General features: G+C 71.2%; 16 protein-coding genes. 14 read left to right on the top strand and 2 right to left on the bottom strand.

The features are described 5' to 3' along the window. Positions 1-134: 134 nt before the first annotated feature. Positions 135-2,222: an N-6 DNA methylase gene (locus ABZ801_RS04840; protein ID WP_360692915.1), complete on the bottom strand. Its 2,088-nt coding sequence runs from the start codon at positions 2,220-2,222 to the stop codon at positions 135-137. 242 nt (positions 2,223-2,464) lie between these two features. Here ABZ801_RS04840 and ABZ801_RS04845 point away from each other — a divergent pair, with 242 nt between their 5' ends. The 13 genes from ABZ801_RS04845 to ABZ801_RS04905 all read left to right on the top strand — a co-directional run bounded on the left by ABZ801_RS04845 (position 2,465) and on the right by ABZ801_RS04905 (position 21,727). Then, positions 2,465-3,340 carry an RNase H family protein gene (locus ABZ801_RS04845; protein WP_360692918.1) on the top strand — a complete coding sequence of 292 codons (876 nt, stop codon included), beginning with the start codon at positions 2,465-2,467 and terminating at the stop codon, positions 3,338-3,340. Between the two features lie 37 nt (positions 3,341-3,377). Continuing rightward, complete coding sequence (locus ABZ801_RS04850; RefSeq protein WP_360692921.1) at positions 3,378-3,968, top strand: DUF4352 domain-containing protein; 591 nt, start codon at positions 3,378-3,380, stop codon at positions 3,966-3,968. A gap of 121 nt (positions 3,969-4,089) precedes the next feature. Next, positions 4,090-5,706 (top strand): hypothetical protein, encoded by a 1,617-nt coding sequence (locus tag ABZ801_RS04855; RefSeq protein ID WP_360692924.1) that lies wholly within the window; start codon positions 4,090-4,092, stop codon positions 5,704-5,706. Continuing rightward, positions 5,703-6,479: a hypothetical protein gene (locus tag ABZ801_RS04860; protein ID WP_360692927.1), complete on the top strand. Its 777-nt coding sequence runs from the start codon at positions 5,703-5,705 to the stop codon at positions 6,477-6,479. The genes ABZ801_RS04855 and ABZ801_RS04860 overlap by 4 nt, the downstream gene beginning before the upstream one ends. Further along, complete coding sequence (locus tag ABZ801_RS04865; RefSeq protein WP_360692930.1) at positions 6,476-10,936, top strand: hypothetical protein; 4,461 nt, start codon at positions 6,476-6,478, stop codon at positions 10,934-10,936. Before ABZ801_RS04860 ends, ABZ801_RS04865 begins: the two co-directional genes overlap by 4 nt. Continuing rightward, complete coding sequence (locus ABZ801_RS04870) at positions 10,933-12,012, top strand: hypothetical protein (protein WP_360692933.1); 1,080 nt, start codon at positions 10,933-10,935, stop codon at positions 12,010-12,012. Before ABZ801_RS04865 ends, ABZ801_RS04870 begins: the two co-directional genes overlap by 4 nt. 146 nt (positions 12,013-12,158) lie before the next feature. Further along, positions 12,159-12,812 carry a Crp/Fnr family transcriptional regulator gene (locus tag ABZ801_RS04875; RefSeq protein ID WP_360692936.1) on the top strand — a complete coding sequence of 218 codons (654 nt, stop codon included), beginning with the start codon at positions 12,159-12,161 and terminating at the stop codon, positions 12,810-12,812. A 94-nt stretch (positions 12,813-12,906) separates the two neighbouring features. Continuing rightward, complete coding sequence (locus ABZ801_RS04880; RefSeq protein WP_360692939.1) at positions 12,907-13,686, top strand: hypothetical protein; 780 nt, start codon at positions 12,907-12,909, stop codon at positions 13,684-13,686. Continuing rightward, positions 13,683-15,623, top strand: coding sequence for a hypothetical protein (locus tag ABZ801_RS04885; protein WP_360692942.1), 1,941 nt, complete (start codon positions 13,683-13,685; stop codon positions 15,621-15,623). The genes ABZ801_RS04880 and ABZ801_RS04885 overlap by 4 nt, the downstream gene beginning before the upstream one ends. Positions 15,624-15,636: 13 nt before the next feature. Beyond that, the gene (locus ABZ801_RS04890) at positions 15,637-16,464 is read left to right on the top strand and encodes a hypothetical protein (RefSeq protein ID WP_360692945.1); all 828 of its coding nucleotides are present in this window, start codon (positions 15,637-15,639) and stop codon (positions 16,462-16,464) included. Between the two features lie 923 nt (positions 16,465-17,387). Continuing rightward, positions 17,388-18,926: a sodium-dependent transporter gene (locus ABZ801_RS04895; protein WP_360692948.1), complete on the top strand. Its 1,539-nt coding sequence runs from the start codon at positions 17,388-17,390 to the stop codon at positions 18,924-18,926. After that, positions 18,926-19,036 carry a methionine/alanine import family NSS transporter small subunit gene (locus ABZ801_RS04900; RefSeq protein WP_344950817.1) on the top strand — a complete coding sequence of 37 codons (111 nt, stop codon included), beginning with the start codon at positions 18,926-18,928 and terminating at the stop codon, positions 19,034-19,036. Before ABZ801_RS04895 ends, ABZ801_RS04900 begins: the two co-directional genes overlap by 1 nt. A gap of 1,983 nt (positions 19,037-21,019) precedes the next feature. Further along, positions 21,020-21,727 carry a hypothetical protein gene (locus tag ABZ801_RS04905; protein WP_360692951.1) on the top strand — a complete coding sequence of 236 codons (708 nt, stop codon included), beginning with the start codon at positions 21,020-21,022 and terminating at the stop codon, positions 21,725-21,727. A gap of 907 nt (positions 21,728-22,634) precedes the next feature. On the opposite strand, the gene ABZ801_RS04910 is transcribed toward ABZ801_RS04905, so the two are convergent. Next, a complete protein-coding gene (locus ABZ801_RS04910; protein ID WP_360692954.1) occupies positions 22,635-23,417 on the bottom strand; it encodes a hypothetical protein in 783 nt (260 codons plus the stop codon). A gap of 116 nt (positions 23,418-23,533) precedes the next feature. Between ABZ801_RS04910 and ABZ801_RS04915 the strand changes: the two genes are divergently transcribed. Further along, positions 23,534-24,463 carry an aldo/keto reductase gene (locus ABZ801_RS04915; protein WP_360692957.1) on the top strand — a complete coding sequence of 310 codons (930 nt, stop codon included), beginning with the start codon at positions 23,534-23,536 and terminating at the stop codon, positions 24,461-24,463.

Consider the following 24,463-nt stretch of genomic DNA (forward strand, 5'->3'; position numbering starts at 1 on the left):
GGGTCGCCGAGGGCGCGCGGTGCGTGACCGAAGCGGCCGGACGCGTGGCCGCACCGCGCTTGACCTCCGCGGGTGGGGTGTCCGCGCAGGTCGGTGGGGTGCGCACCGGGGGCGAGGTATCGCTTGAGGCGAGGTCATCCGGCCTCCGCCGGGTCGCCGTGCGGAATGGCCGTTTTCGGACGCAGGCTCGTGTCAACCAGGCCGTCACCGATGAGCCGAGCCAGCTCGGTGCCGCGTTCGGCGGCGCTGCGCAGCCGGGTGTCGAGTTCCTCCAGGCGGCGGAACACCTCGCCGTACCGGCGCTGGTCCGCCAGTGGCAACAGGGACACCTCCGCGCGCTGGACCTCCACCCGGTAGCTCGACGACATCACGGAATAGTGCCGGAGGTTGAACGAGCTGCGCAGAACTCCGGCGAGGTAATGCGGGTCGAGCCGCCGCGGGTCGGGGCGCAGCAGGTAGAGGTTCCGGCCGAGCAGGGCGCCCGCCCCGGTGCCGTGGTCGGTGACGACGCGTGCGGCCGGAGCCCTGATGATGGATGGGACCACCACGTCTCCGGTGCGCAGTTCCACCGCGTCGTCGGGGCGCTCGCCGTCCAGCACGGCGGACGGCGGGCCGCCGACGACCACGTCCTTACCGGTCAGCACGGCGGTCGGTGCGGCGGATCGCTGGGACGCCGGGACCTCGTCGGGCTGGACGGCGGCGAGGTGCGGCGGAGCCCGGTGCACGGTGACCAGGCTCATCCGGGCCAGCTCCGCCACCGTGACCAGCGGCGCGTCGGAGGGCGCATCCCCCGGCTCCACCTCGGGCACCAGATCGGTCAGCCCGGCGAGGAGCGCGGTCACCTCGGCGCGTGCCTCGGTGACCCGTTCGATGGCGGGCGCCGCCGCGGGAGCGGTGATGTACCGGGCCGGGGTCAGGTCGACCTCCTCGTCCAGCAGGTCGATGATGCGGACGGCGCGGCATCGGCCGGGGGCGTCGAGTTCGTCCTCGGGTGCGGCGGCGAAGCGGCGCCAGCATTCCACCGCCAGGGCACCGAAGTCGTCCATGGTGGCCGGCGACGCGTCGACCATGAGCACCTGGCTGGGCAGCCGGTCGTCGGAGACGGGCCGCCGCAGCACCCAGAGGGCCAGCGGAACGGCCACATTCGGCACGGCCTTCAACGGCAGAGTGACGACGGCGCGCAGCGCGCCGCGTCGAAGGAGCTGCGCGCGGATACGGCGACCGGCGCTGCGGGACGCGACGGCCGGGGCCATCAGCAGCACTGCCCATGCGCCCGGTTTGCAGTGGGACAGTGCATGCTGGACCCACGCCAGCTCCGACTCGGTGCGTGGCGGCAGGCCGTACTCCCAACGGGGATCGGCGGCCAGCTCGTCGTGCCCCCAGTTGCGGTCGCCGAACGGAGGCGCCGAGACGACGAGGTCGGCCTGAGCGGCCGGGAACGCATCATGACGTAGGGAGTCACCCGCGTGCACCTGCGCGTTGGGGATGCGCAGAGCAAGGCGTAGGGCGGTCAGGCGGGCCACCGCGTCATCGATGTCCTGCCCCATCAGGCCCTCGGGCGGGCGGGGGCGGTCGAGCGCGCCGAGCAGGAACGCGCCCGAGCCGCAGGCCGGATCCAGCACGGTCCGCGGGTGCTCGTCGATCAGGTCGAACGCCAGCCGGACCACCTCGCGGGGCGTCTCGTACAGGCGTCTTTTGTGCAGGTCGAGGTAGCGCTCGCGCAGGAACTCGAAGATCTCGAGCGGGCCGCGTTCAGCGGCCATGGCCGCCAGGCTGCGGAGAGTCGGCACCTGCTCGGGCCGCAGCGCCTCCGGAAATGTCGTGTCGCCCGGAAGCTCGGCGAGGGTCGCGCGGATCTCGCCGGGCAGTTCGGCGGCGATCTCATCGTCGGCACGCGTGGCCATCTCGTCCCAGTGGCCCGGAATGCGGTGGCGGTAGAGCAGGAAGGCGCCGGCGAACGCCAGGACGTCGGCGAGATCCACCTCGTCCGCCGCCTTGCGCAGCTCCTGCCACAGATGCTCGTCCGCCGTGGAGGCCTTCAGTTTGCCCTGTGTCCGCAGCCACTCCAGCACTTCGGCGAGAGAGAAGGACGGGCTGGTGGCGGTGCCGCCGACGGGTTGCGGGAAGTCGTCATGCCGTTTGCGCCAGTTGCTGACCGCGGCCCTGCCGACGCCCGCCAGGCGGGCGATGTCGGCGGCGGTGACCGTCGCGTCGTCTGCCACTGGGTCTCCCCGGCTCGGGCGCCACCGGACGGCGGCGCGGACGTTCACACGCTAGCCCAGCCCTGGTGACGACTCAACACACAGAAGCTCGGTTGATTGAATTCACATTTTTCCCAAGGACGTGACCTGCGGAGATACATAGAAGACCCTGTCGTCGCATCGTTGGTCGATTGCGTTCACACTCTTCCTTTGGTTGACTGTGAACACGCCAGCCGTCACGCCCCCTGTGAACGGAGCCGTCCATGTTGCTCACCACCATGCCCCTCCGGCAGTTCGACGCCGAGGTCGCGCTGCTGCCGCCCGTCCTGGCGGTCCGCGTCCAGCGGATGCGCGCCTGCGCGACCCGCGCGTACGGCTGCGACTGCTGCGGGGCGGCCCGGGAGGCACTGCGGCTCGGCTTCGCCGCCGTCCGCGACGGCGCCGTCGTCCGGGCGGAGGAACTGATCACCGAGGCCGAGCGGCGGACGGCGACCGGTCCCCATGCGGCCGGCTGTCCCCACCTTCCGCCCGCGCCGCGGCCGGTCCGGGCCACCGACCCCGCGTCGCACGGGCAGGTGCGCGCCTGGGCGGAGCGCGGGGGCAGGCTGGTCGCGGCGACGGACGCCAGCTGGAAGAAGGGCGCGTTCGGCACCGGATACGTGACCAGCGACGGCCGGTGGGGCATGCACGGCCGCCGCCTGGGGCCGACGGAATCGGCCGACCGCCGCGCCGTGCTCATCAGCGAGCTGCGCGCCGTCGCGCTGCTCATGTCGCGTCTGGAGAGGGAGGCCGCGCCACTCCTGCTCGTGGACAGCCTGCGCGCGGTGCGCATCCTGCGGGCCTGGCAGGAGGGAGACGTCGCCCGCATGCCCGACGGCTACAGCCTCCGTCCGCGCCGTGACGGCGCCCCGACGCTCGTCCGGCTGGCCCGACACGTCGCGGCACGCCGCGGCCTGCGCGTCGAGCATGTCCGGGCCCACACGGGCCACCCGCTCAACGAGGCCGCCGACTCGCTGGCGTCCATCGCGCGACGCCGCATCACCGACCCTCTCGACTCCATCGGCCGCGCTCACGGCCTCGTCGACGCCTTCGTCCGCGCTTGGCACGACGGCGGCTGCCCTGACGCCAACGCGGCCTGACAACACTCCTTTCCGAACCTCGAGCGAGGACATCGCCATGCAGACCAACACTTCGCACCGGACGCGCGCGCTCATGGGCGGCGCCTACGCCTTCCTGGTCGGCGCCGGACTGGCGGCGGTGACCGCCTGCGGTCCCGTCCCGGACACCACGGAGGCGCGCTCCTCCGACTCCGGCGGCCGAGCCACCGCGACGTCCAGCAAGAAGCGGGACGCCGAGAAGCCGGTGAACGGAATCGGGAAGACCTATCGCGACGGCAAGTTCTCGTTCACGGTCACCAAGGTGAGGAAGGGCGTGCGGCGGGTCGGTGACGAGTACCTCGGCCAGACCGCCCAGGGGCAGTTCGTGCTGGTGCACGTCACCGTGCGCAACACCGGCGACCGGGCCCGCACGTTCGACGCCGGCAACCAGAAGCTGATCGACACCTCGGGCCGCGAGTTCCAGGCCGACAGCGAGGCGGTCATCGCCATGGGCGAGGAGTCCAGGTCGTTCCTGGAAGAGATCAACCCGGGGAACGGCGTGAAGGGCATCCTGGTCTTCGACGTGCCGCGCGGCGTCAAGATCAAGGCCATCGAACTGCACGACTCGATGTTCTCCGGCGGCGTCACCGTTCCCCTCGGCGGTGACTGACCGAACAGATCGGCGGCGACCGAAAATGGCCGGGCGCATCGGTGAATTCGCGTTTCCTCCGCCCATCGGCGGAGCCTCGCCTACGATTCCGGCATCCGCGCACCTGGTGAAAGGCGGGCGCATGGACCCCCTGTTCGGCGATTCCCCCGAACCCGAAGACGAACCACTCCCCGCTTTCGAGCTCCCCTGGGACGGCCCGGAGGAGTTGAGCGTTTACGACCCTTCGTTCTCAGCACGGGTCGCCGCGTTCCTGCGGTTCTCCCCCGTCGTGGAGATGGCCGAGGGCGCCCGGCGGAGGGACTGGCCCGCCGACACCTACGACATCGTGACGTTGGCGCTGACCGCGATCGACATGGTGGTGGCACGGCAGGGCCTGGAACTGGAGGCGACGCGGGAGGACGTGCTGGGCGCCCTGCGCGAGCTCGCCGCCCGCGCCGCCCCTGGCCGGTCCTCCGAAGAGCACGGCCAGGTCGCGGCGTTCGTGGTGGACTCCCTGCTCAACCGGGGCGCCCGCCAAAGCGACTTCCGGTATGCCACCAGCGACTACGCGGGTGTGGAGGGGCACCGGCGGCGCGCGGTGACGTTCTCGCTGCTGGTCGAGCACGACGACCCGCGACGCGACGAGAACGTGTTGCGCGCCACCCCGGACGCGGTCAACGCGCTGATCGGCGGCCTGGACTTCGACGTCGAGGACGAACAGGTGGCCACCGAGCTGGTGCTGGAACGCCAGCTGGCCCGCAACGCCTTCGAATCGGCGCGCAAATCCGCCGAACGCGCCCGGCTCCTTTCCGTACGGCTGGCCGACGATCTCGACCGGGTCATCAAGCAGACGCGGCGTGACCTCCGTTCGGTGGAAACCGAATGGGACTCCCTGATTCCGGACCGGCTGGAGTCGGCCCGTGATCATATTCGCGAACGATTGAACGCCGAGCGTCGGCTGCTGCGAAAAGTGGGCGAGGCCCTGGAAAGCGCTGAGCCGAAAATCCTGGCCGCGGCCGTCCGCATCGACCGGTTGCTTCGCGAATGCCGGCGCCGTCACGAGGATCTGCACCGCCGCGTCATCACGACCCGCGGGGTGTTCCTCGACGAACAGGAACGCCAGTCGTTCCGCCCGCCCGCCGTGATCACCCTGCCGGACCCGCAACGGCAGGTGCTGGAGCCGCTGCTCGAACTCCGCCGCACCGACGCGCTGACCCTGACCCAGCGGTTCCTGGTCGACATGTGGGGGCCACGGGTTCCCCGGCTTCCCCGGCTGTACCGCCTGATCAACGACCTGTGGGATCGTCCCGGGCGCGACGGCGGCGCCCGTCCCGACACCGAGGAGACCGAGTTCGCCGAGCCGCGGCCCCCGCTCATCGGCCCGCTGGTCGTCGAGGCCGCCGCCCGGGCCGTCGAGTCGGTGGGGCTGCCCGCGCGGCTGTCGACGCTCATCGACGCGTGCCTTCGCGACACCGTGCCCCCCTCCCCCGCCCTGCGGCGGCGCGCGGCGCAGGTGCTCGCCCTGGCCGTGCTCTGGGCCTACTCCCCCGAAGACCTCGACATGGAGGAGGTCATGACCGACGACCTGATGTGGCGCGTCCTCGGCCCCCGCACCGCCGTCGGCGCCGACGGCACCCGGCTTTCCCTTCCCGGCTGGGACGGCGACGACGTGATCGTCGCGCCCGACGCCGATGCGCTCGCGACCGCCGCTCCCGTGCCCACCATCGCGTTCACCCACGTTCCCGAGGACGCCGCATGAGCCTCACCCAGCACGACTACACCGACATCGGGACGCTGGTGGCGTACGCCTTGCGCCCTGGCCGACGCCCCGGCCGCAACCCCGAGTACCAGCGTGTGCTGGTCCGGTACCGCACGGAGCAGGAGATCAGGTCCGCCACCGACGCCGTCCTGCACGGCCTCGGCAGCCGCGTGCTGTCCGACGGCGACCATGGGCTCGTCCTGGGAGTGGAACCCGAGTCTCCGCTGGCGTTCCGCGTCTCCGACCTGGCCGGCGTCTCCGACGACCGGGGAAAGCTGCTCGCCGGACTCGTGCTGACCGGTCTGGTCGCCTACGCCTACCCCAGCGCGGAGGAGCTGGCGGACGACCGCGTGCGGCATGTGTCCGAACGCGACTTCGACGCTTGGCTTCGGGAGCTGTGCGAACGGCTACGGTCCCATGACGCGGCCGGTGAGGTGATTCCGGAGCAGGGGCTCGACGACGCGTGGCGGGTGTACCTCGACATGCCCTCGGTCGTCCACGGCGAAAGAGGACGCGGAGCCAACCAACTGTTGAGGTCCTGCACTCGGTACTGGGTGCGCGCCATGCTCGGGTGGCTCGCCTCCCAGGGGATGGCGCGTCAGGACCAGATGACGGATGACAGCTGGACCATGACCGAACGCTTCCGCGTCCACGCGCGGGAGGTCGCGCTGGAAGGCGCCTACCGATTCCTCGCAGAGATCCAGCGGCGTCCCGGCCGCGAACCGGGCGCGGTGCCTTCCGGCGCCGCGCCGGAAGGGGGTTCTGCCCGATGACCTACCAGCTCAGCGCGTTGCGGTTCCGCTCCGTCGGCGAGCGCTCCGCCCGGTTCACCGACGTCACGCTCGACCTGACCGCTCCCGCCGACGACTGGACCGTCCTCCCTCGGGACTCGGTGGTCTGGCTGCGCAACGGCGGCGGCAAGTCCAGCATCCTGTCGCTTCTGTACGCGATGGTGCTGCCCGCCGCGAACGACTTCATGGGCCGGGCCGTCAAGCGCAGCATCACCGACTACGTCGACTCCGGTGACACGTCGCACGTCGTCGCGGTGTGGCAGCCGGGAGAGGGAGCCCGAACCCTCACCGGCGAACCGGAGGAGACCCTCATCACCGGAGTCGTCCACGAGTGGGAGGGGCTTCGCCGCCCGGTGGAGGCGGCCCGGTCCCGAGACCGGCTCCACAGCCACTTCTACGCCTGCTACGTGGTCCCCGGGGTGATCGAACTCGGCACGTTGCCGTTCACGGACACCGAGGGGCGTCCGCGGCGTCTCACGGCGTACCTGGACGCCCTCAAGGAAATGGCCCGGCCGCACCTGCGCCGCGCCGACCTGGCGATCACCGACAAGCAGTACCTCTGGGACAGGGCGCTGCGCGACCGTCACATCGATCCCGACATCTACCGCACGCAGAAGCAGATGAACCACGTCGAGGGCGGCGTGGAGGACCTGTTCAAGTTCGCCTCCGCCAAGGAGTTCGTCGATTTCCTTCTCGACCTCACCACCCCCCCTGAGGAGGCCGCCGGGGTCTCCCAGCGCCTGAAGGACGTCGCGGCGCTGCTGGCGGCCAAGCCGAAGAAGCTCGTCGAACGCGACTTCTGCGTGGCCACCGCGGGTGAGCTCGACACGGTCGCCGCGCGACACGAACGGCTGGAGGAGGCGCGTGCGGATCATGCGGCGCGTGTCCGGGAAGCGGCGTCGCTTGCGGCGTCCTTCCTCGGCACGATCGAGCAGGCACGCGTCACCGCGTCCAACCTGGCGCAGGAACGGGAAGCGGTGCGGCAGGAGCTCACCCGTGCCAACAACAACCGCTCCCAGGCCGGCGACCTGGCCTATCTCTACAGGCGTGAGGCCGCCCGGATGCGGGTGGGCGAGGCCGAGGAGGCCAAGGCGACGGCGGAGGAGCGCGCCGCCGCGGCACACCGGCAGGTCCGGGCATGGGAGGTGGCTCAGCGGCTGGCGGCCCTGTCCAGAGTGCGCGCCGAACTCGAACAGGCCGAACTGGACGCCGCCGCCGAAGAAGAGGAGATCGCGCCGCTTCGGGCCGAGCGGGACCGGTACGCGGCGCTGCTTCACCGGCGGCTGGTGCACCTGGCCGAGCGTGCGGCCGCCGATGCCGAGCAGGCCGAGGCCGCGCGGCGGGCCGAACTGGAGACCGCCGAGGGGCACCGGTCCCTGGCCGCCTCGGCCGACGAGGAAAAGGCCGCCGCCAACTCCGACGCGGCCCAGGCCCAGGCCAAGCTCTCGCTGATCTCGGAAAGGCTGCGCACCGGGGTGGATCGCGGCCACCTGCCCGCAGAGGACACCGACCCGGCCGCGCACCGCGAGGCACTGACACGCGAGCTGACCGACTGCGAGGCCGAACTGGCCGGGCTGCGGGAGCGGTACGAGCAGCGCCGCCTGCGACGTTCACAGATCGCCCAGCGGGAGAACGAACTCGCCCAGGCACGCGGAGAGGCCGCCCACGACCGCACGAAGGCCGCCGACCGGCACACCGAGCTGTCAGAGCGGCTGTCGGCGCTGACCACGTGCCCCCGGCTGCGCGACCTCGCCGAGGCCACCGCCGACGAGCCCCTCGACCTGTGGGCGGAGGCTCCGACGCTCCTGCGCCGGCTCGGCGACGCCATACTGGCGGCCGACAACGAACGCGTCCTGCGCATGGCCGAGCGGCACGCCGACGAGCGGACGATCACGGCCCAGGAACGCGACGGCGTCCTGCCCACCGGCCTGGACGCCGAGAGGGTCGTGCACGAGCTCGTCGCGGCGGGGATCCCGGCCGAGTCCGGCTGGGCTCACCTGCGCGGCGTGCTGCCGCCGGACCTGCTGATGACCACCCTGGACGTCCCCGCGATCGCGCGGCTCGGCTGCGGTGTCGTCGTCCCGACCGGATCGGTGACAGACGCGGTCAGGCTGCTGGACGCGCACGGCGTCGTCACCACGTCGCTGGTGAACCTCTACTCGACGCGGGACGCCGACGATCTGGTGCGCGCCTCCACGGCGCCCCGCGAAGGCGTCGCCCCCGCGTGGAGCCGTCTCGAACCGGGCCTGGTCGACGCCGGTCTCGCCGAGGCCGCCGTACGCCTGCTCAAGGAGCGCGCCAAAGCCCACCAGCTGCGCGACAAGGAGCTCATCGCGCAACGGTCGGCAGACGACGACCTGCGTCGTTCCCTTGAGGGCTTCCTGGGGGACTGTCCCCGTGGCCACCTGGACGTCCTGGAAAGCGAGGTCGCGCGCCTGGACTCCCTGCTCGCGGACATCGAACGCGAGCAGAACGACCTGCGCGCCGAGGGCACCGGCCTGGACGAGGCCGACCGGCTGGACGACACCGACCGCGAGCGCCTGGAGGGCCTGCGCCGCCGCCTGAGCGCCTCGGTCGGCTGGCTCGGTGAGGTCATCCCCATCGTCGCCGAACGAGACATCTGGCTCGAACGTCTGGACGCTGCCGACGCCCGCGTCGAGGCGGCGAAGGACCTTCAGCGGCGCCATGCGGCCGCGGCGCTGCGAGCCCGCGAGAACGCGGAGTCCCACCACACCAGGGCGGTGCTCAAGGCGGAAGAGGCCAAGCGCTACCAGATCGAGGCCGCCGAGCTGTCCAGCCCGTCGCTCGCCGACATCGACGTCACCGACGACCCGTCCACTCCGCTGGACGCCCTGCGGGAGCAGTGGCGCAGGGCCGACCGCGCCGTCGAGCAGCGCGCGTCGCAATCGGTCCTCGCCGACCGTGTCGCCACCCTGACCAGGAGAGTCGCGGACACCGAGGGCGAACTGGGCGGCGTTGACTCCGACCTGAGGACACACGCCGAACAGGTTCTCGCGTCGCCCGACGGCCAGGAGCCGGCCCTGCGGACCGCCGCCCTCGAACGCGCCCGCACCGCATACGAACAGGCCCTCGACCAGCGGGGCCGGGCAAGCCGGCAGGTCGACGTGTGCAAGACGGCACTGGGTGAGGTCGAGCGGCGATACCGCCAGCCGCCGAGGCGAGTGCTGCCCGTCGCCCCCGGCGACTCGGACGAAGCCGACGCGCTCGCCGCGGAACAGGAGGCCCTCGCGCTGGAGGCGTCCGAGCGCGCCACCAACGCCGAGGCCGTACTGGCGGAACTCGAACGGCAGATCGACCGCGCCAACGGCCGCGCGACCGACTTCGAGACCTACCTGGAGCTGCTGCCGCCGACGCAGACGCCCCCGGCGGCTCCGTTCGACGGAGACAACCTCGCCGCACGGGCCCAGGCGCGGAAGGTCAACCTGGCGCTCAACGCAGCCGACCAGCGCCGCGCGGACGAGGAGACGGAACTGGCCGGCGCCGTCGACGCCGTCCGCCGCACGGCCTCGGGCTTCGCCCACATCAACGGGCCGATCAAGGACCGGGTGGCCAACGACCCGGCCGCGGTGCTCGCCCCGCACGCCGTCGACCTGGCCGGCAAGCTGCGGCTGCGCGCTCAGACGCTCACCGGGGAACTGGAGGCCATCGCCAAGGACCAGGTCATCATCGGCGAGGCCCTGGCGCATCTGGTCCGGGAGAGCCTGGACACGCTCGGCAGGGCCGAACGGGCCTCCCGCATGCCCACCTCCCACGGTTCCTGGGCGGGGCGAAAGGTGCTGCGCATCGCGTTCGACCGTCCGGGCGACACCGACCTGATCGCCTACGCCGAACGGGTCATCGACCAGGTGATCGCCAAAGGGCTCAGTCCCGAGGGGATGCCGCTGCTCAAGGCGGCGGTGCACGAGTCGGTCGGGCCGCGCGGGTTCACCGTCAAGGTGCTCAAGCCGGCCGAGGACCAGGGCGCCGTCACCGAGGACATCAGCCGCCTGGCGAAATGGTCCGGCGGCGAGAAGCTCACCGTCTGCGTGGCGCTCTACTGCACGCTGGCGGCGCTGCGCGCCACGGGCGCCGGACGCAGGGGCCGTTCCGGAGGGGTCCTGCTGCTCGACAATCCGATCGGCCGCGCCTCGTCCGCTCCGCTCGTCCGGCTGCAACGCGACGTGGCGGCCGCGCACGGCGTGCAGCTCGTCTACACGACCGGCGTGAAGGATCCCGCGGCCGTCATCCAGTTCCCCAACATCATCCGGCTCGACAACAGGGAAGGACGCAGCCGGGATCGCCGGTACATCGTCCCGGACGTCCCCGCTCCCGGTACCGCCGGCTCGCCCGACGCGGAGGCAGGCGGCGAGGTCGACGGCGTCCGCGTCGCCCATGCCGACGAGGTATGGGACGAGCCCGAGGCGGAGGGCGCCCCGTGACGGCGGATATCACCGGGGAGCTGTCCCGGCTCGTCGCCGCGTCGAAGAGAAGGAGAGTACTGGTCGACGATCTTCTGGATGGGGTGCTGTCGCTTCACCCGGCACTCGTCGGCGCCCCGGAGCTGCGGTCCGTCGTGCGCACGGCTCTGCAAAATCTGGCGGCCGCCGGACAGGTGACCCTGCCGGCCGCCGGCTCCGCGACGGGCTGGGACCGCCGCGCCGTCCCGGCCCTGCCCCGCTGGGTGACGAAGGCGGAGAGACCCGCCCCGCCACCACCGCGGGCGGCGCCGCGGGTGTGGCCGCACGCCCTGGAGGAAGCGGGCCGCATCGCCACTCGGAACGACGAATTCGAAATCCTCGACCGAATCGCCGCCTGGCTTCGGGACCACCCTGACCCCAGCGTGGTGCCCGTTCAGGAGCGCTCGGCCGAACTGTTCGGCGACGAGAAGGCCATCGACACATATTCGAAGAGCCGTCTGTTCACCTCAGGGGCGCTCTCCCTGGACCTTCTCGCCTGCCACCAGCCGCCGCTCCCTTTCGCCTCGCAGCACGTACCGGGAAAGGGACCGACAGGACTTCTGGTGCTGGAGAACCTCGCCACGTACACCTCGTTTCTCACCGCGCTGCGTGAGATGCCCGCAGCCGACCGACCTGACCTCCACATCGGCTGGGGCAGCGGCAACGGTTTCGTCCGCAGCGTTCTCAGCGTGCCGCTTCTTCGACCTGAACCGCGGACGACGCACTATTTCGGAGACATCGACGTCCTCGGCCTCCAGACGGCCGCCGGCGCCGCGGCCGTGGCCGCCGAGCACGGCCTGCCACGGCTCCGTCCGGCCGTCCCCTGCTACGCGTACCTTCTCACCAGGCGGGAGGAGTGGGCGATGCCGGACCCCAGCAACAGGGGGGCGGGCACACGTCATGATGACCTCCTGCACTGGCTTCCGGAGCCGCACAGGTCCGCCGTCCGTGACCTGTTCACCCAACGGCGCCGCGTACCGGAGGAACGCCTGGGACTGGATGCCATACGGGGCAATCTCGAAATCTGGCGAGCACTGACGTCGTTTAACGTTTATTGACCAAGACGCGGCCTTCACGCAATGCCGCACCAAATGAGTAAGGTGCGGCCTGTGAATCGCCGTCGACGCATCGCGTGCCGGCGTATGAGGAGCGGTCCGTCGGCACGGCGAAGAACGAAGATCAAAGTCGATGAGGAACCGTGGGAATGGCGAAGTTGCAAGGGTTGGGTGCCCTGCTCCCTGGCCGGGTGTGGCGGGCGCTGCTGGAGGCGGGGACGGACCGCCGGTTCGCGGCCGGTGAGGTTCTGGTGCGGCAGGGCGATCCCGGCACTCACGTGCTGCTGCTGACCGCGGGCATCGTCAAGGTCACCCGGTTCGAGCCGAACGGGGAGGAGCTGCTGCTCGCGCTCCGCGGACCGGGTGAGGCGATCGGCGAGATCGCCGTGCTCGACGGCACGGAGCGGTCGGCGAACGTCGTCGCGGCCGGCTCGTGCACGACCCGGGTGGTCGGTGGAGCGCGGTTCCGGCGGCTCGTCGACGAACTCGGCGTCCAGGACGTTCTGATGCGGCACATCCTGGGCCGATTCCGTGAGGGTGAGGACGTTCGCGCGGAACTGGCCGAACTGCCCGCCGGAGCCCGCCTCGCCCGTGTCATGTGCCGCTTGGCCGACGCCGTGGGCGGCGACCGGCCCGTCCTCGCCCTGTCACAGGAGGAGCTTGCGCGGGCCACGGGCCTGTCGCGTTCGGCGGTGGCGGCCGAGCTGGCCCCGCTTCGCCGGAACGGCGTCGTCATCACGGGACGGGGACGCCTGACGGTGCGCGACATAGCCGCGCTCCGCGCCCTGGCCGAGAAGGGGTAAGGCGATTCGACCGTCGTTGCGTCTACTTCTGGACAAGGCGGGCGCCCCGTTCGGCTGATGCTCGGCACCGGACCAACGACAGGAAGGGGTACGGATGGTGGTCACCCGCAAGATGCCGCCGATGCGCGGCATCATGGCCGTCGACGCGGTCGGTTTCAGCAAGAATCCGAGCAGGCCGCAACCGGAACTCAGCGCGGCCATCCCACAGGTGCTCGCGGAAGCCTTCGACCGCTGCGATCTGTCGGAGGTGTGGTCTGCGCGACGATTCGAGGAGGGGACCGGCGACGGTTACCTGTTCGGGGTGCCGCACGAAGACGTTCCCTGCCTGCTGCATCCGCTGCTCGACACGTTGCAGGAGGTCCTGGAGGAGCACGACGAGCGGCTGCGCGCGCGGAGCCGGACGCTGCGGCTCCGGCTGCGCGTCGCGGTGAACATGGGGGCGGTGCCCGATGACGGCGGCGACCCGCGCGACGGGATCGGCACGCCCACCAATGACACCTTCCGCCTGCTGGACTCTCGCCCGATCAGGGAGGTGATGGCGAACAGCAACCCCGACGTGACCCTGCTCGGCGCCATCGTGTCGGAGCGCGTCTTCCAGGAGGCGGTCGTCGCCGGGCACACCGAGCTGCATCCCGACCGGTTCGAGCGGGTCACCGCCGAGGTGAAGGACAAGGCCTTCGCCCAGCCGGCCTACCTGTACGTGCCCACGCCGTCCCGCAAGGCCGGCGGCGACGAACCGGACGCGGAGCCGCCCGGCCGGTCCGCTCCGCCGGTGGCGTCGTCCATGACCAGCATCCATGGGAATGTCGGCAACTCCATCTCGGGAGGAACGTTCACCGGGAACGTCCAGCAAAGCGGAGGCGCCCTGTCATGACCACGATCGACGGGGACGTCGGGAACTCCATCTCGGGCGGCGAGTTCCACGGCGACGTAAGGCAGTACTTCGTCAAGTCCCTACCCGAATCCCTCGAGGCCATGGCTCTCGACGCCGAGACGGTCAGGCGCATTCAGATGCTGCACGTCGCGACGGGTGCGTCCACGGCCGCGCGGCAAGCGCTGCTTCGGCAGGGCGCCGTCACGCTCGTCGGCGAGACCGGCTGCGGCCGCCGCACCACCGGCATCGCCCTGCTGGCTGGCCTCGGCGTCACCCCGCGCATCGTGCTGCTGGACGAGGAGAACACCGGCGTTTCCCTGGACGTGGAGAAGGGGCACGGTTATCTGCTCGACCTGGACGCCTCCCGCGAGGCGACCAGGTCGGACGGCGCCGCGACCCGTGTCGGCGATCTGGTCGCCCGCCTGCGCGCGGCCAGGGCCCCTCTGGTGGTGCGGGCACGCCAGTACGACTGGGCCGCGTTGGACATCGATCCTCATGCCGTCCCCACCGTGGAACTCACGGAGCCGGAAGGGCTGGCGGTGTTCCACGCCCATCTGCGCAGTCTGGCGGGCGACAGGGTCGCTGTGGACTGGGCCGGACGGGGACGTATCGCCCAGCGGCTCCTGAGGGCTCGCCCACCCGACGCGGTACGGCTCGCGCGCATCGTCCACGCAGTCCTGCAGGCTGGAGTGCCCGAAGCGGAGCAGACCGATGAGGTGCTGAACGCCGCCGCCAACTGGGCCGACCGGCTCGGGCAGTGGTTCCACTCCACCAGCGATCCCGAACACGGCTACCGGCGGGCTCTGCTGCTGGCCACGGCGGCGCTGGACGACGCCCCCGCCGCGACCGTGTTCACCGCCGCGGACCGCTTGGCCGAGTCGGTGAACCTGCCCCGTCCGCAAGGTGCCCCCCTGGTCGGCCCCGAGATCGCGGCGGTCGTCTCCGACGCCGATGCCGAACTGCGGGAGGGCAGGGTCCGGTTCGGTCGCCCGTCCTACGCCGAGTCCGTCCTGGACTATGTGTGGCGGTACCGTCCCCATCTGCAGGCGGTGCTGAGGCGCTGGCTCATCGACCTGCCCAGCCCCGCGGACCCGGCGAGTGCGCGGGCCGCGGACAGCCTGACGGCTCTCGCCCTGCGTCAAGGCGACGTGGACCTGGTCACCGGCGCCGCCACGGCATGGGCCACCGGCTCACCCGCGCTGCGGCCGCTCGCGGTCACCTCGCTGACCGCGGCCGCGGTCAGCGAGCAGATCGGGCGGGCCGTCCGGCAGCGGCTCTACGAGTGGTCTCGATCGGGCGCCACGCCCGAGCAGCTTCATCTTGTGGTCGCCGAAGTGTGCTCCGGTCCGCTCGCCAGGGCGTACCCCCAGATCGCCCTCACCCGTCTCCGGCATCTCGCCGTCCGGGCCAGCGAGCGGGTCCGCGGGGCGAGCGTCGGCGCCATGGCCGCGCTGGCACGGGACCCCCGGATGCGCCACGCGGTGCTACGGGAGATCGCCTCGTGGGTTGCCGGCGAGGACCCGCGACGCTCCACAGGGGTGTGGGCCTTCCTGTCTCTCACCGCCCTGCGCGACGACCACGACACTGTCGTCGTCCTGGCCGTGCGGAGCAGCGCCATCGCCTCCCTGCTGACCTTCCTGTGGCGGGAAGCCCTCCGCGACGCCACGCACAAGCCGGCCGCGATCTCGGCGGCCGTCGCCTGGCTGGAGGCGGCGGCGCACGGAAACGCACCCGTGGAGACGGTCATCGAGATTCTCGCCGCGACCTGCAGGACCAACATCGATCTCGCCAACCTGAGCGAGGTCGTCCAGGTCTGGCGGGGCACGGCCGACGCGGCGCAGGAGTCCCGCGACTCGCTCGGCCTGGAACTGCTCGAGCGGGGGCAACGCCGCGTCCTGGCCCACCTCGCCACCGCTCCCCACCCTTCACACGCCTGAAGGAGAAGAAGGCATGAGGCGTCTGTTCGACATGCTGCTCGACGGCCTTTTCGCGCTGTTGCGTGTGTTGACCGAGCGCAACCGCCCCGGCGGGTCGGTCGCCACGTTGCAAGCCCGGGTGCCGAGCCGGTTGGAGGAGGCTTACTTCACCGCGTCGGTCCGGGCCGTCTGGGCGGTCGCCAATGCTCGAATCACGGCGGACCGGCGCTGGAGGACCGAGCAGCGGCTGCGCGACTGCGTACGGCAGGTTGCCTGTCAGCACTCGGTTCTGGAGGTGGGCGAGGCCGAGACCGCGGTCAATCTCGCGCTCCAGGATCTTCTGCCCGGCCTTGGGCTCGTCGCGGCCGAGGCCACGTTGACCGCCGAGCAGGGTGGCCGCGAGCTCGCCGAACAGATGGAGGCACTGAGTCGGGAGACGGCCCTGGCCGAGGCCGCGCAGCGGGCGAAGCTCGATCAGCTGCGGGTGCTCGGCGAACGTGTGCTCCCCGACCCGGCTCTGGCACGGCTGTGGTGGATGGACGGCAGGCCGGACAAGCTCACCGCCATGGTCGAGATGGACCACGTCTTCGAACGAGCCGCCGCCCTCGTCAGGCCGCACCCGGACGGTGGTCCCCCACAGGATCCGGTGCCCGGCCTGATCAACGAATTCTTGCGCGGGCTCGGCCCGCAACACCGTGACCTGCTGCTGCGCCAACTTCACCAGATCTTCCTCGGCTACGAACGGTCCGACCTCGCCGACATGATCGACCTCGGGGGTCAGGCTTCGAACGCTCCTCGCCCCCGCTGGACGAAACAACCAGAAGACCTCAACGGGCAAGTTCCGGGAAGCCACCAGAGCTGAGCACGGCCGCAGCCGCGAAGTCATGGATCCCAACGTTTCTGTCATGCCGCACACCTCGGCCCATCGACCGTGGTGAGGGCCCCCTGAACAGGCACGGGCGGTGCGCGGCGGCTCTGGAACTGCCCATCACACAGGCGTTGACCAGGAGATCAGCCACTGAGCAGAGCCAGGACTGTCGATCCGGCGCCGACCGCGGGATGTTCTCCCGGGCAAAGCGACCTGCCTCTGCCGAGACGCTGACAGGCCAGCCGGCCTGGTGACGTCTTGGCCGCCGGCTCCGGCGGAGCCCCTGGCCGCTGGCGGCCGTTCGAGAAGCGGGGAGGTGCGGTCGCGCCTTCTTGCGCCATCGGCCTCTTGGAGCGAGTCACCTGCTGCGTATGCACGGCACCCGCCTCTCGTCAGGGGACGTGGCCGTATAGCAGGGCGCGGCCGGAGAGAACCATCGGGGTAGCGCGGTGCGGAACCACCGTTCGCGGTGCACGCTCCCCTATCCCGGACGTCCGTGGCGTGTTGTGCGCGGCATCGGCCTTCCGGACGGCGGGGCGTCCTGCCCTCCGGGTGCTGTGCGTCCTGCGGTTGGCGGATACGTGAACGCGGGGGCGATGAGGGTCCTGTCTGACGGTTGCGGCAGCGGGATGTATGAACGGGGCCCTTTGGGCCATACACGTATCCGGATCATGCGGGGGGTGCGGGGCGTGGAGGAGGAGGGCAGGTGGCATGTCGGCGGGTGGCGCGGGCAGGCGGAACGTGCGTTTTCGCCGGTCGCGGTGGGGCGAAGACTGGCGGATGTATTGGCTGTGTCACGAAGGGGTTACTCTGGGCGGCGACCCAAAAGCACCTAATCGGACGGTCGATAATGGGGGGCTGCTTCGGCGGGTGTGCTGCCGGGAGCGGGGACGAGCGAGAGATGGGAGGGTCGGGTAGTGCCTGACCAGCGACGCGAGCAGTGGACCAGCCGGGGAGGCTTCCTGTTCGCGGCGATCGGATCGGCGATCGGGCTCGGGAACATCTGGCGGTTCCCCTACGTCGCGTACGACAACGGGGGCGGGGCGTTCCTCATCCCCTACCTGGTGGCGTTGCTCACCGCCGGGATTCCGCTGCTCATCCTGGAGTACACGATCGGGCACCGGTTCCGGGGGGCGCCGCCTGCGGCGTTCCGGCGGTTGTCGCGGCCCACCGAGGCGATCGGGTGGTGGCAGGTCGCGATCTGCTTCGTGGTGGCGGTGTACTACGCCGTCATCATGGCGTGGGCGGTGCGCTACATCGGCTTCTCCTTCGGAGAGCAGTGGGGGAACGACCCCGAGAAGTTCCTGAGCGCCAAGTTCCTGCAGGCGGCGGACGCGCCCGGCGGCATCTCCACGTACGTCGCGGGCGTTGCCTGGCCCTTGGTCGCGGTGTGGGTGGTGACCCTGGGGGTGCTGGCGCTCGGCATCGCGGGCGGCATCGAACGGGTCAACAAGATCTTCATTCCGCTGCTGGTGGTGCTGTTCGGCATCCTGGTGGTGCGGGCCCTGTTCCTGGACGGCGCCGCCACCGGCCTGGACGCGCTGTTCTCACCCGACTGGTCGAAGATCACCGAGGGGAGCGTGTGGGTCGCGGCCTACGGGCAGATCTTCTTCTCGCTGTCCATCGGCTTCGGCATCATGATCACCTACGCCTCGTATCTGCCCCGGCGGTCCGACCTGAGCGGGTCGGCGCTGGTGGCGGGATTCGCCAACAGCTCGTTCGAGCTGCTGGCGGGCATCGGCGTGTTCGCCGCGCTGGGTTTCATGGCGTCCGCGAGCGGCGTGCCGGTCGGCGAGGTCGCCGCGTCCGGGATCGGGCTCGCCTTCATCGCCTTCCCGAAGATCATTTCCTCCATGCCGGGCGGCGACGTGTTCGGGGTGCTGTTCTTCGGCTCCCTGGTGATCGCCGGGATGACCTCCCTGATCAGCATCGTGCAGGTCGTGGTGTCGGCCGTGCAGGACCGCTTCGGCCTGGGCCGCCGCACCTCGGTGCTGGGCGTCGGCGGCGCGGTGGCGGCCGTGTCGATCGCGCTGTTCCCCACCGACCAGGGCCTTTACCTGCTGGACGTGGTGGACCACTTCATCAACCAGTACGGCATCGTGCTGGCCGCCCTGGTGGTGCTGATCGTGGTCGGCTGGGTCCTGCGCCGCCTGCCCGCCATGCAGGAGCACGCCAACACGGCCTCGGCGGTCCGAGTCGGGACGTGGTGGCGGGTCTGCCTGGGCGTGATCACCCCGCTGATGCTGGGCTGGATGATGTGGGACAGCCTGCGCGGGGAGTTCGCCGAGAACTACGAGGGCTACCCGACCTGGTTCCTGAACGCGGCCGGCTGGGGCGTGGCGGGCGGCGTGATCGTCGTCGGCGCCGTCCTGGCGCTGCTGCTCCGGCGCCGCGCCACCACTGCCGAGGCCGAGCCGGCGTCCGCGCCCGGGGCCGTCCAGAAGGGAGCGAGCTGATGTCCGCCGACGCCATCATCATGATGATCGTGGCCATCCTCATCGTCTGGGGCGGCCTCGTCGCGGCCCTCTTCCGCCTGCGCGCCCACACCGACCACCCGGACACCTGAGCCTCACGGGCCGGCTCGCCGACGCCGCGGTGGTCACCCTGACCACCGCGGCCGAACGGCAGGCGCGGTCCCGCCCGGCCGCCACTCTCCGACGGCCGGCCGCCGCTCTCCGGCGGCCGGGCACTCTCCGGCGGCCGGGCCAGTGAGCCTCCCAACCACCACCCTGCGAAAGCCGACCATGACATCTCGCGGTCGGCACGCGCCAATGGGAAAGACTCTCGACGACCCAGTCACCCTGCAGCTGCCCCAGTCCCCGATCTGGCGGCCGTGTCGCCGAGGTGACAGCACGCGCACCGATCCCCGCACCCGACTGGAGCTACGGCGCTCGCCGCAACCACTGCGGCGCCGAGAACCGTGCCCTCTCCGGAACCTCCAAGAGCCCCCACGCCCGCGGCAGATCCAGGTCAGCCCGCCGTATCTGCGCTAGTCCCCGTCGCTTACAGACGCTCATCCACCCAATCCCGAACCGCGGCGACCCCAGCCACTCCAGCACCAGGCCGATGTCCTGCTCGCGCAGCACGCGCACGACGGTCGCGCCGAGGGACGCCGCCGTTCTGCCGGTGGCGATGACCAGGCGGGAGGGGATGTCGGAGGTATTGGCGTTATGGGCGTTGGGCCGTCCGTGCTCCCAGCGCACATCCACGGGTCATCTGAGCCATGACAACACCATCTCGGCGACCAGCGGGAGATCTCGGAGTCCAGACCTTGCGCGTCGCGGCGCCCGCGGTCGCTGGCATGCCTTCTCCGTCCCGGGGCCGGGCGCCGCGCGCCGCGGCCCGCGCAGTCCTTAGGCGATGGGCGCAGCACGATCATCGACTCGCCGAAGTGCTCGGCCACGGCGCGATGCCGCAGACCGATCTGACGATTTCCACGACTGTGGCGCCTTTCGCTGAGTGGAGCTCGGGCGTAGACAGCCGAGACGGTCGTCGATGTCGGTGTGGACGTAGTCCAGCCGATGCCGCGCACGTATTCGCTGCGGCCGTCGGCGCTCCAGCCGCCGCGATCGGCACAGGTGGGCGGCGTCGGAGCGGGTGACGCGTCGGCGCACGTGGCGAGGTCGGCAAGGTAACAGCCTCAGCGCAGATGGGCGGCCTCGGCACAGATGGCGCGCGTCGGCGCACGTGGCGGGGTCGGTGTAAGTGGCGGCTCGGGGAAGCGTGGGAGTTGGCGCCGTACGTCGGGCGAGGGCACGGCCGCTCGGTTGGTTCAGCAGGCGCTTGGTGGGGGCGGCGTAGGGGTTGATGGCATCGGGCAGGGCGGTGCGTGGTCGTTGCGTGTCGGGGTCCTACGCCATGGACTTTGACGTGTGGCGAGGCGAGTTGGTCCTGGTAGGTGACGTTTGCGGCGGGCGTTCATCGTGGGCGAAACCTCGAGTGTGAGCAATCGTCAACGCTGTGTAGTCAAATTGACTACGATCGTGAGTCTGAGATGTCCGCGGCGATCCCCCCGGGGCGGAGAATGAAGCACCTTCTGCCAGATCCCAGACGCGTCGGCCGGGTTCGGAAAGCGGTCGTGCGGTGCGCGTGCGGGCTGTTGGGCAGCGCGGCCATGGCGGGCGCCCTCTCCCTCGCCACGCCCGGGGCGGCGCACGCCACGGCCAGACCCGACCCCGATCGGCGCCATGTCCGGCCCGTGCCCTGCCGCCAGGCCCCGTACTTCGCCGACTGGTACACCGCCCGGCTCTGCAAGGACATGTGGGAGGCGATGCAGCGAAGATCATGGACGGACAGGCCTCGTCCAGGCCGGACTCCCCCTCGGCGATCCAACCAGGAGCGCCGGGAGCGGGCGCCTAAAGCGCAGCCTCGTCCTACGGCCGCGGCCCCTCGTCCGCCCAAGCCGGCTCCTTCCCGCGTCAGTCCTTCACCATCGGTGGCCAAGACCATGGCGCCGAGCTCCACTTCGGCGCCGGCCTCCGTGCGGCCGTCTCCTCGGGCCCAGGTTGACGAGGAGCAAGGCGGGGCGCGGTCCCTGCAACCGCTGCTGTTGATCGGCCTCCTCCTGCCCACCGTGGCGGCCATCGGGTACCCGCTGCGCCATCGCATCCTCGCGGCGGCCGCCTCGGCTCTGCTGGCGGGCTCCCCACCTGCCGAGGAGGAGCCGGCCGTGCCCTTCACCTATCGGCCGGCCCTCGATCCATTCACGCTCCCGCTGCTCTGCCTGACGGGCGAGGGCGCCGCCGCGAGCGCACGGGTCATGGCGCTGGCAGCCTTGGAGGAGTACCGGGACAGCGCCTTGGTGGTGATCCCCCGCCCCGACGCCACGATGCTGTTCGGCCTGGCCGAGGACGACCTCCTCGACGATTCCACGGACGGGCTGTTCATCCCGGGCAACCTCGACGCCGCCTTGGCCTACATGGAGACGGAACTGGCCATGCGCAGGGAGGCGACCGCCCCGCACGCACGCCGTCTCCTGCTGGTGGCCGACTGCGAGAAGGAGGCCGACCGGATCTCCCAGCTCCTCGCGCGCCACCCCGGCGACGTGTCCGCCGTGCTGCTGGGCGACTGGCCAGGCGAGCGGGTCACGGTGGACGACGATGGGCGAATCGACGCGCCGTCCAGCGTGGTCGGCGCACTCCCCGAACGCCTTCCCGCCATGTCCCGTACCGAGGCCCGCGACCGTCTGTACGCGGTCGTCCGGAACGACACCCCCAAGAAGCGGCGACGCGGCTCACGAACACCGAAGCGCGCCTGAACACACGACTGCACACTCAGCCCGCCTTGGGCACTACGCCTGGTCGTCCAGGATCGCGGCCAGTCCGTCGGCGGCCCGCCCCGAGGCCACCTGGTCATTGACTGTTGCACCGCGCAGGACAGTGCGCACCCCCGCAGCCAGGACCGACGGGCCACACGCCGCCGCCCTCACAAAGCCGGACCAGGCGGCCATTTCCTAGCCGCCACGAGCCGTCGCACGACGGTGCCCGGCTTCCTCGCAGCGAGCGTCGACAGGGCACGCCGCCATCTTCACGAGGCAGGGCCCGGCGGCCGTGCCGGCCGCCACGAGCCATCGCATGACGGTGCGGCCGCAGCCAGGACCGGCGCGGCACGCGGGCGCCTTCACAAGGCCGGACCAGGCGGACGTGTGCTGGCCGCCACAAACCGCCCACGACGGTGCCCGGCCGCAGCCAAGACCAACGCGCGGCATGCCGCCGCCTTCACGAGGCGGGGCCCGGCGCCCGTGTGCCGGCCGTCATGAGCCGCCGGACGACGGTGCCCGGCTTCCCGGCAGACAGGGCCGACGGGTGGCGCGTTGCCGCCTTTACGAGGGGGGCTGGCGGTCGTGTGCTGGCTGTCATGGGCCGTTGGATGACGGTGTGCGGGCGTAGACAGGGGCGATGGGTGGCGTGCGGACGCCTGCTGGGGCCAGGTGGTCGTGGCTTGGTCGCCTCGAGTCGGCGTGAGGTGGGTCTCGTCGGGGCGGGGAGGGAGGCTGGGGGGCGCCGCGGGCGGGGCACGCGCACGGCCCCGGACCGGCCGTGCGCAGCTGTGACGCCACCGGCAGGCGTGGGGAGGCCGACGGGCGAGGTGCGGGAGACTGCTTTGCTGCGTGGGTTTTGGGCCAGGTCTGGGGCGGTGCTTTTGGTGAGGGTGGCTTTTCCTGGCTATGCGGGGAGTTTTTCGGGTTGGGTGGTGGCTCTTGCGGTGGCCAGGGCGCGGAGGGCGCGGCCGGCGTCGGCCATTTTGGGTGGGGCGGCGGTTGCGCCTTCGAGGTAGGCGGTGCAGTGCCGCAGCCAGTCGCGGAGGGTGTTCTCGCAGCGGGTCTGGTTGCGGCGGGCTCTCAGCAGGGCCGCGCGGCGCTGCTCGTGGCGGACGCGCTCGGCGACGTCGTGGTCGGCGGCCAGGGCGCGGACGTCGTCGATGGAGTAGCGGCCCAGTTGGTCGGTGCCGAGTTCGCGCTCGGCGGCGATGCGTTCGAAGACGTCCTTGGGCCAGTCGAGAATCGTGGCGGCGCCGCGGGCGTCGACGGTGTCGAGGAGCGGGCCCTTGCGCGTGGCGACGACGGAGGTGATCGTCTCGGAGGTGAGGGCGTCCAGGTCCCGCAGCAGGTAGACCGGGTTGCCCTGGTAGCGGCTGATCACGGAGAGGTCGCCGCGGGCGACGAGGATCTCGATGTCGGCCCGGTCGACGTCGAGGCCGACCCGCAGGGCGAGCCGGGCCGCGGCCTTGGCGGCGCCGATCGGCGGCTGCTCGCCGAAGGCGGACAGGATCTGCGGCCTGCGGTCGGTGCAGCGCTCGGCCAGTTCGGCGGACCAGCGGCGTCCGTCGAGGTCGGGCTCGGGCAGGAGGCCGTGCTCCCGGGCCAGGCGCAGTTGCCAGGCGGTGATGCCCACCAGGGCGGCGAACTGGCGGAAGGCGTAGTGCGTCCGAGGGGTTTCGGGACTCATGAGGACTCCTTTCGTTGCCGTGAGTACATCGTTCGCCACGGACGGCGAAGAAAGAAGTAGAACCCCATTCTGTGGATAAGTTTTCGGTGGTGATCGGCGTGCGGGATGGAGGCGTAATGCGAAGGCTGGGTTTGGGGCTGGCGGCGTTGGGACGGCCCGCGTACATCAACGTGGGGCGTGGTGACCAGTTGCCGGATCGGCGCGGCGTCGAGGAGATGCGCGCGGCCACGTGGGATGTGCTGGACACCGCGTACGAGGCCGGGATCCGGTGGGTGGACGCGGCGCGGTCCTATGGGCTGGCCGAGGAGTTCCTCGGTGGGTGGCTCGACGCGCGGGGGCATGACGACGTCGTCGTGTCGAGCAAGTGGGGTTACGCCTACGTCGGTGGGTGGCGCATGGACGCCGACGTCCACGAGGTCAAGGAGCACAGCCTGGCCCGTTACCGGGCCCAGTACGCCGAGACCCGTGGCCTTCTGGGGAAGAGGCTGAGCGTCTACCAGGTGCACTCCCTGACCCATGACAGCCCGTTGTTCAGCGACGTGGCCCTGCAGGCCGCGCTGGCGGAGGCGGCGGATGAGGGTGTAAGGGTCGGGTTCTCCACGTCCGGGCCCCGGCAGGGCGACACCGTGCGCAAGGCGATGGAGCTCGAGGTGGCGGGGCGGCGGTTGTTCAACGCGGTGCAGTCAACGTGGAATCTGCTGGAGCCGTCTGTGGGGGACGCGCTGCGGGAGGCGCACGAGGCCGGGGCTCATGTGCTGGTGAAGGAGGCCATGGCCAACGGCAGGCTCGCCGTCCAGGCGCCGGAGGTGGTGCGGGATGTGGCGGCCCGGCATGGGGTGGGGCCGGACGCGGTCGCCCTTGCGGCGGTGCTGGCGCAGGAGTGGGCAGGAACCGTGTTGCTGGGGGCGGTGAGCCCGGCGCAGTTGGAGTCCAACCTGGCGGCCGCCACGGTGTCGCTGGGGGAAGAGGAGCTGGCGGAGGTCATGGCGTTGGCCGTACCGCCGGAACGGTACTGGGCCGAGCGTTCCGCGTTGCCGTGGGTGTGA

This window comes from Actinomadura sp. NPDC047616, assembly GCF_040642915.1.
GTDB lineage: Bacteria > Actinomycetota > Actinomycetes > Streptosporangiales > Streptosporangiaceae > Spirillospora > Spirillospora miaoliensis.

Bases quoted from the DNA above. Each gene is read 5' to 3' on its own strand.
- ABZ801_RS04845 (WP_360692918.1), top strand. From the start codon at position 2,465: ATGTTGCTCACCACCATGCCCCTCCGGCAGTTCGACGCCGAGGTCGCG.
- ABZ801_RS04850 (WP_360692921.1), top strand. From the start codon at position 3,378: ATGCAGACCAACACTTCGCACCGGACGCGCGCGCTCATGGGCGGCGCC.
- ABZ801_RS04855 (WP_360692924.1), top strand. From the start codon at position 4,090: ATGGACCCCCTGTTCGGCGATTCCCCCGAACCCGAAGACGAACCACTC.
- ABZ801_RS04860 (WP_360692927.1), top strand. From the start codon at position 5,703: ATGAGCCTCACCCAGCACGACTACACCGACATCGGGACGCTGGTGGCG.
- ABZ801_RS04865 (WP_360692930.1), top strand. From the start codon at position 6,476: ATGACCTACCAGCTCAGCGCGTTGCGGTTCCGCTCCGTCGGCGAGCGC.
- ABZ801_RS04875 (WP_360692936.1), top strand. From the start codon at position 12,159: ATGGCGAAGTTGCAAGGGTTGGGTGCCCTGCTCCCTGGCCGGGTGTGG.
- ABZ801_RS04880 (WP_360692939.1), top strand. From the start codon at position 12,907: ATGGTGGTCACCCGCAAGATGCCGCCGATGCGCGGCATCATGGCCGTC.
- ABZ801_RS04885 (WP_360692942.1), top strand. From the start codon at position 13,683: ATGACCACGATCGACGGGGACGTCGGGAACTCCATCTCGGGCGGCGAG.
- ABZ801_RS04890 (WP_360692945.1), top strand. From the start codon at position 15,637: ATGAGGCGTCTGTTCGACATGCTGCTCGACGGCCTTTTCGCGCTGTTG.
- ABZ801_RS04900 (WP_344950817.1), top strand. From the start codon at position 18,926: ATGTCCGCCGACGCCATCATCATGATGATCGTGGCCATCCTCATCGTC.
- ABZ801_RS04910 (WP_360692954.1), bottom strand. From the start codon at position 23,417: ATGAGTCCCGAAACCCCTCGGACGCACTACGCCTTCCGCCAGTTCGCC.
- ABZ801_RS04915 (WP_360692957.1), top strand. From the start codon at position 23,534: ATGCGAAGGCTGGGTTTGGGGCTGGCGGCGTTGGGACGGCCCGCGTAC.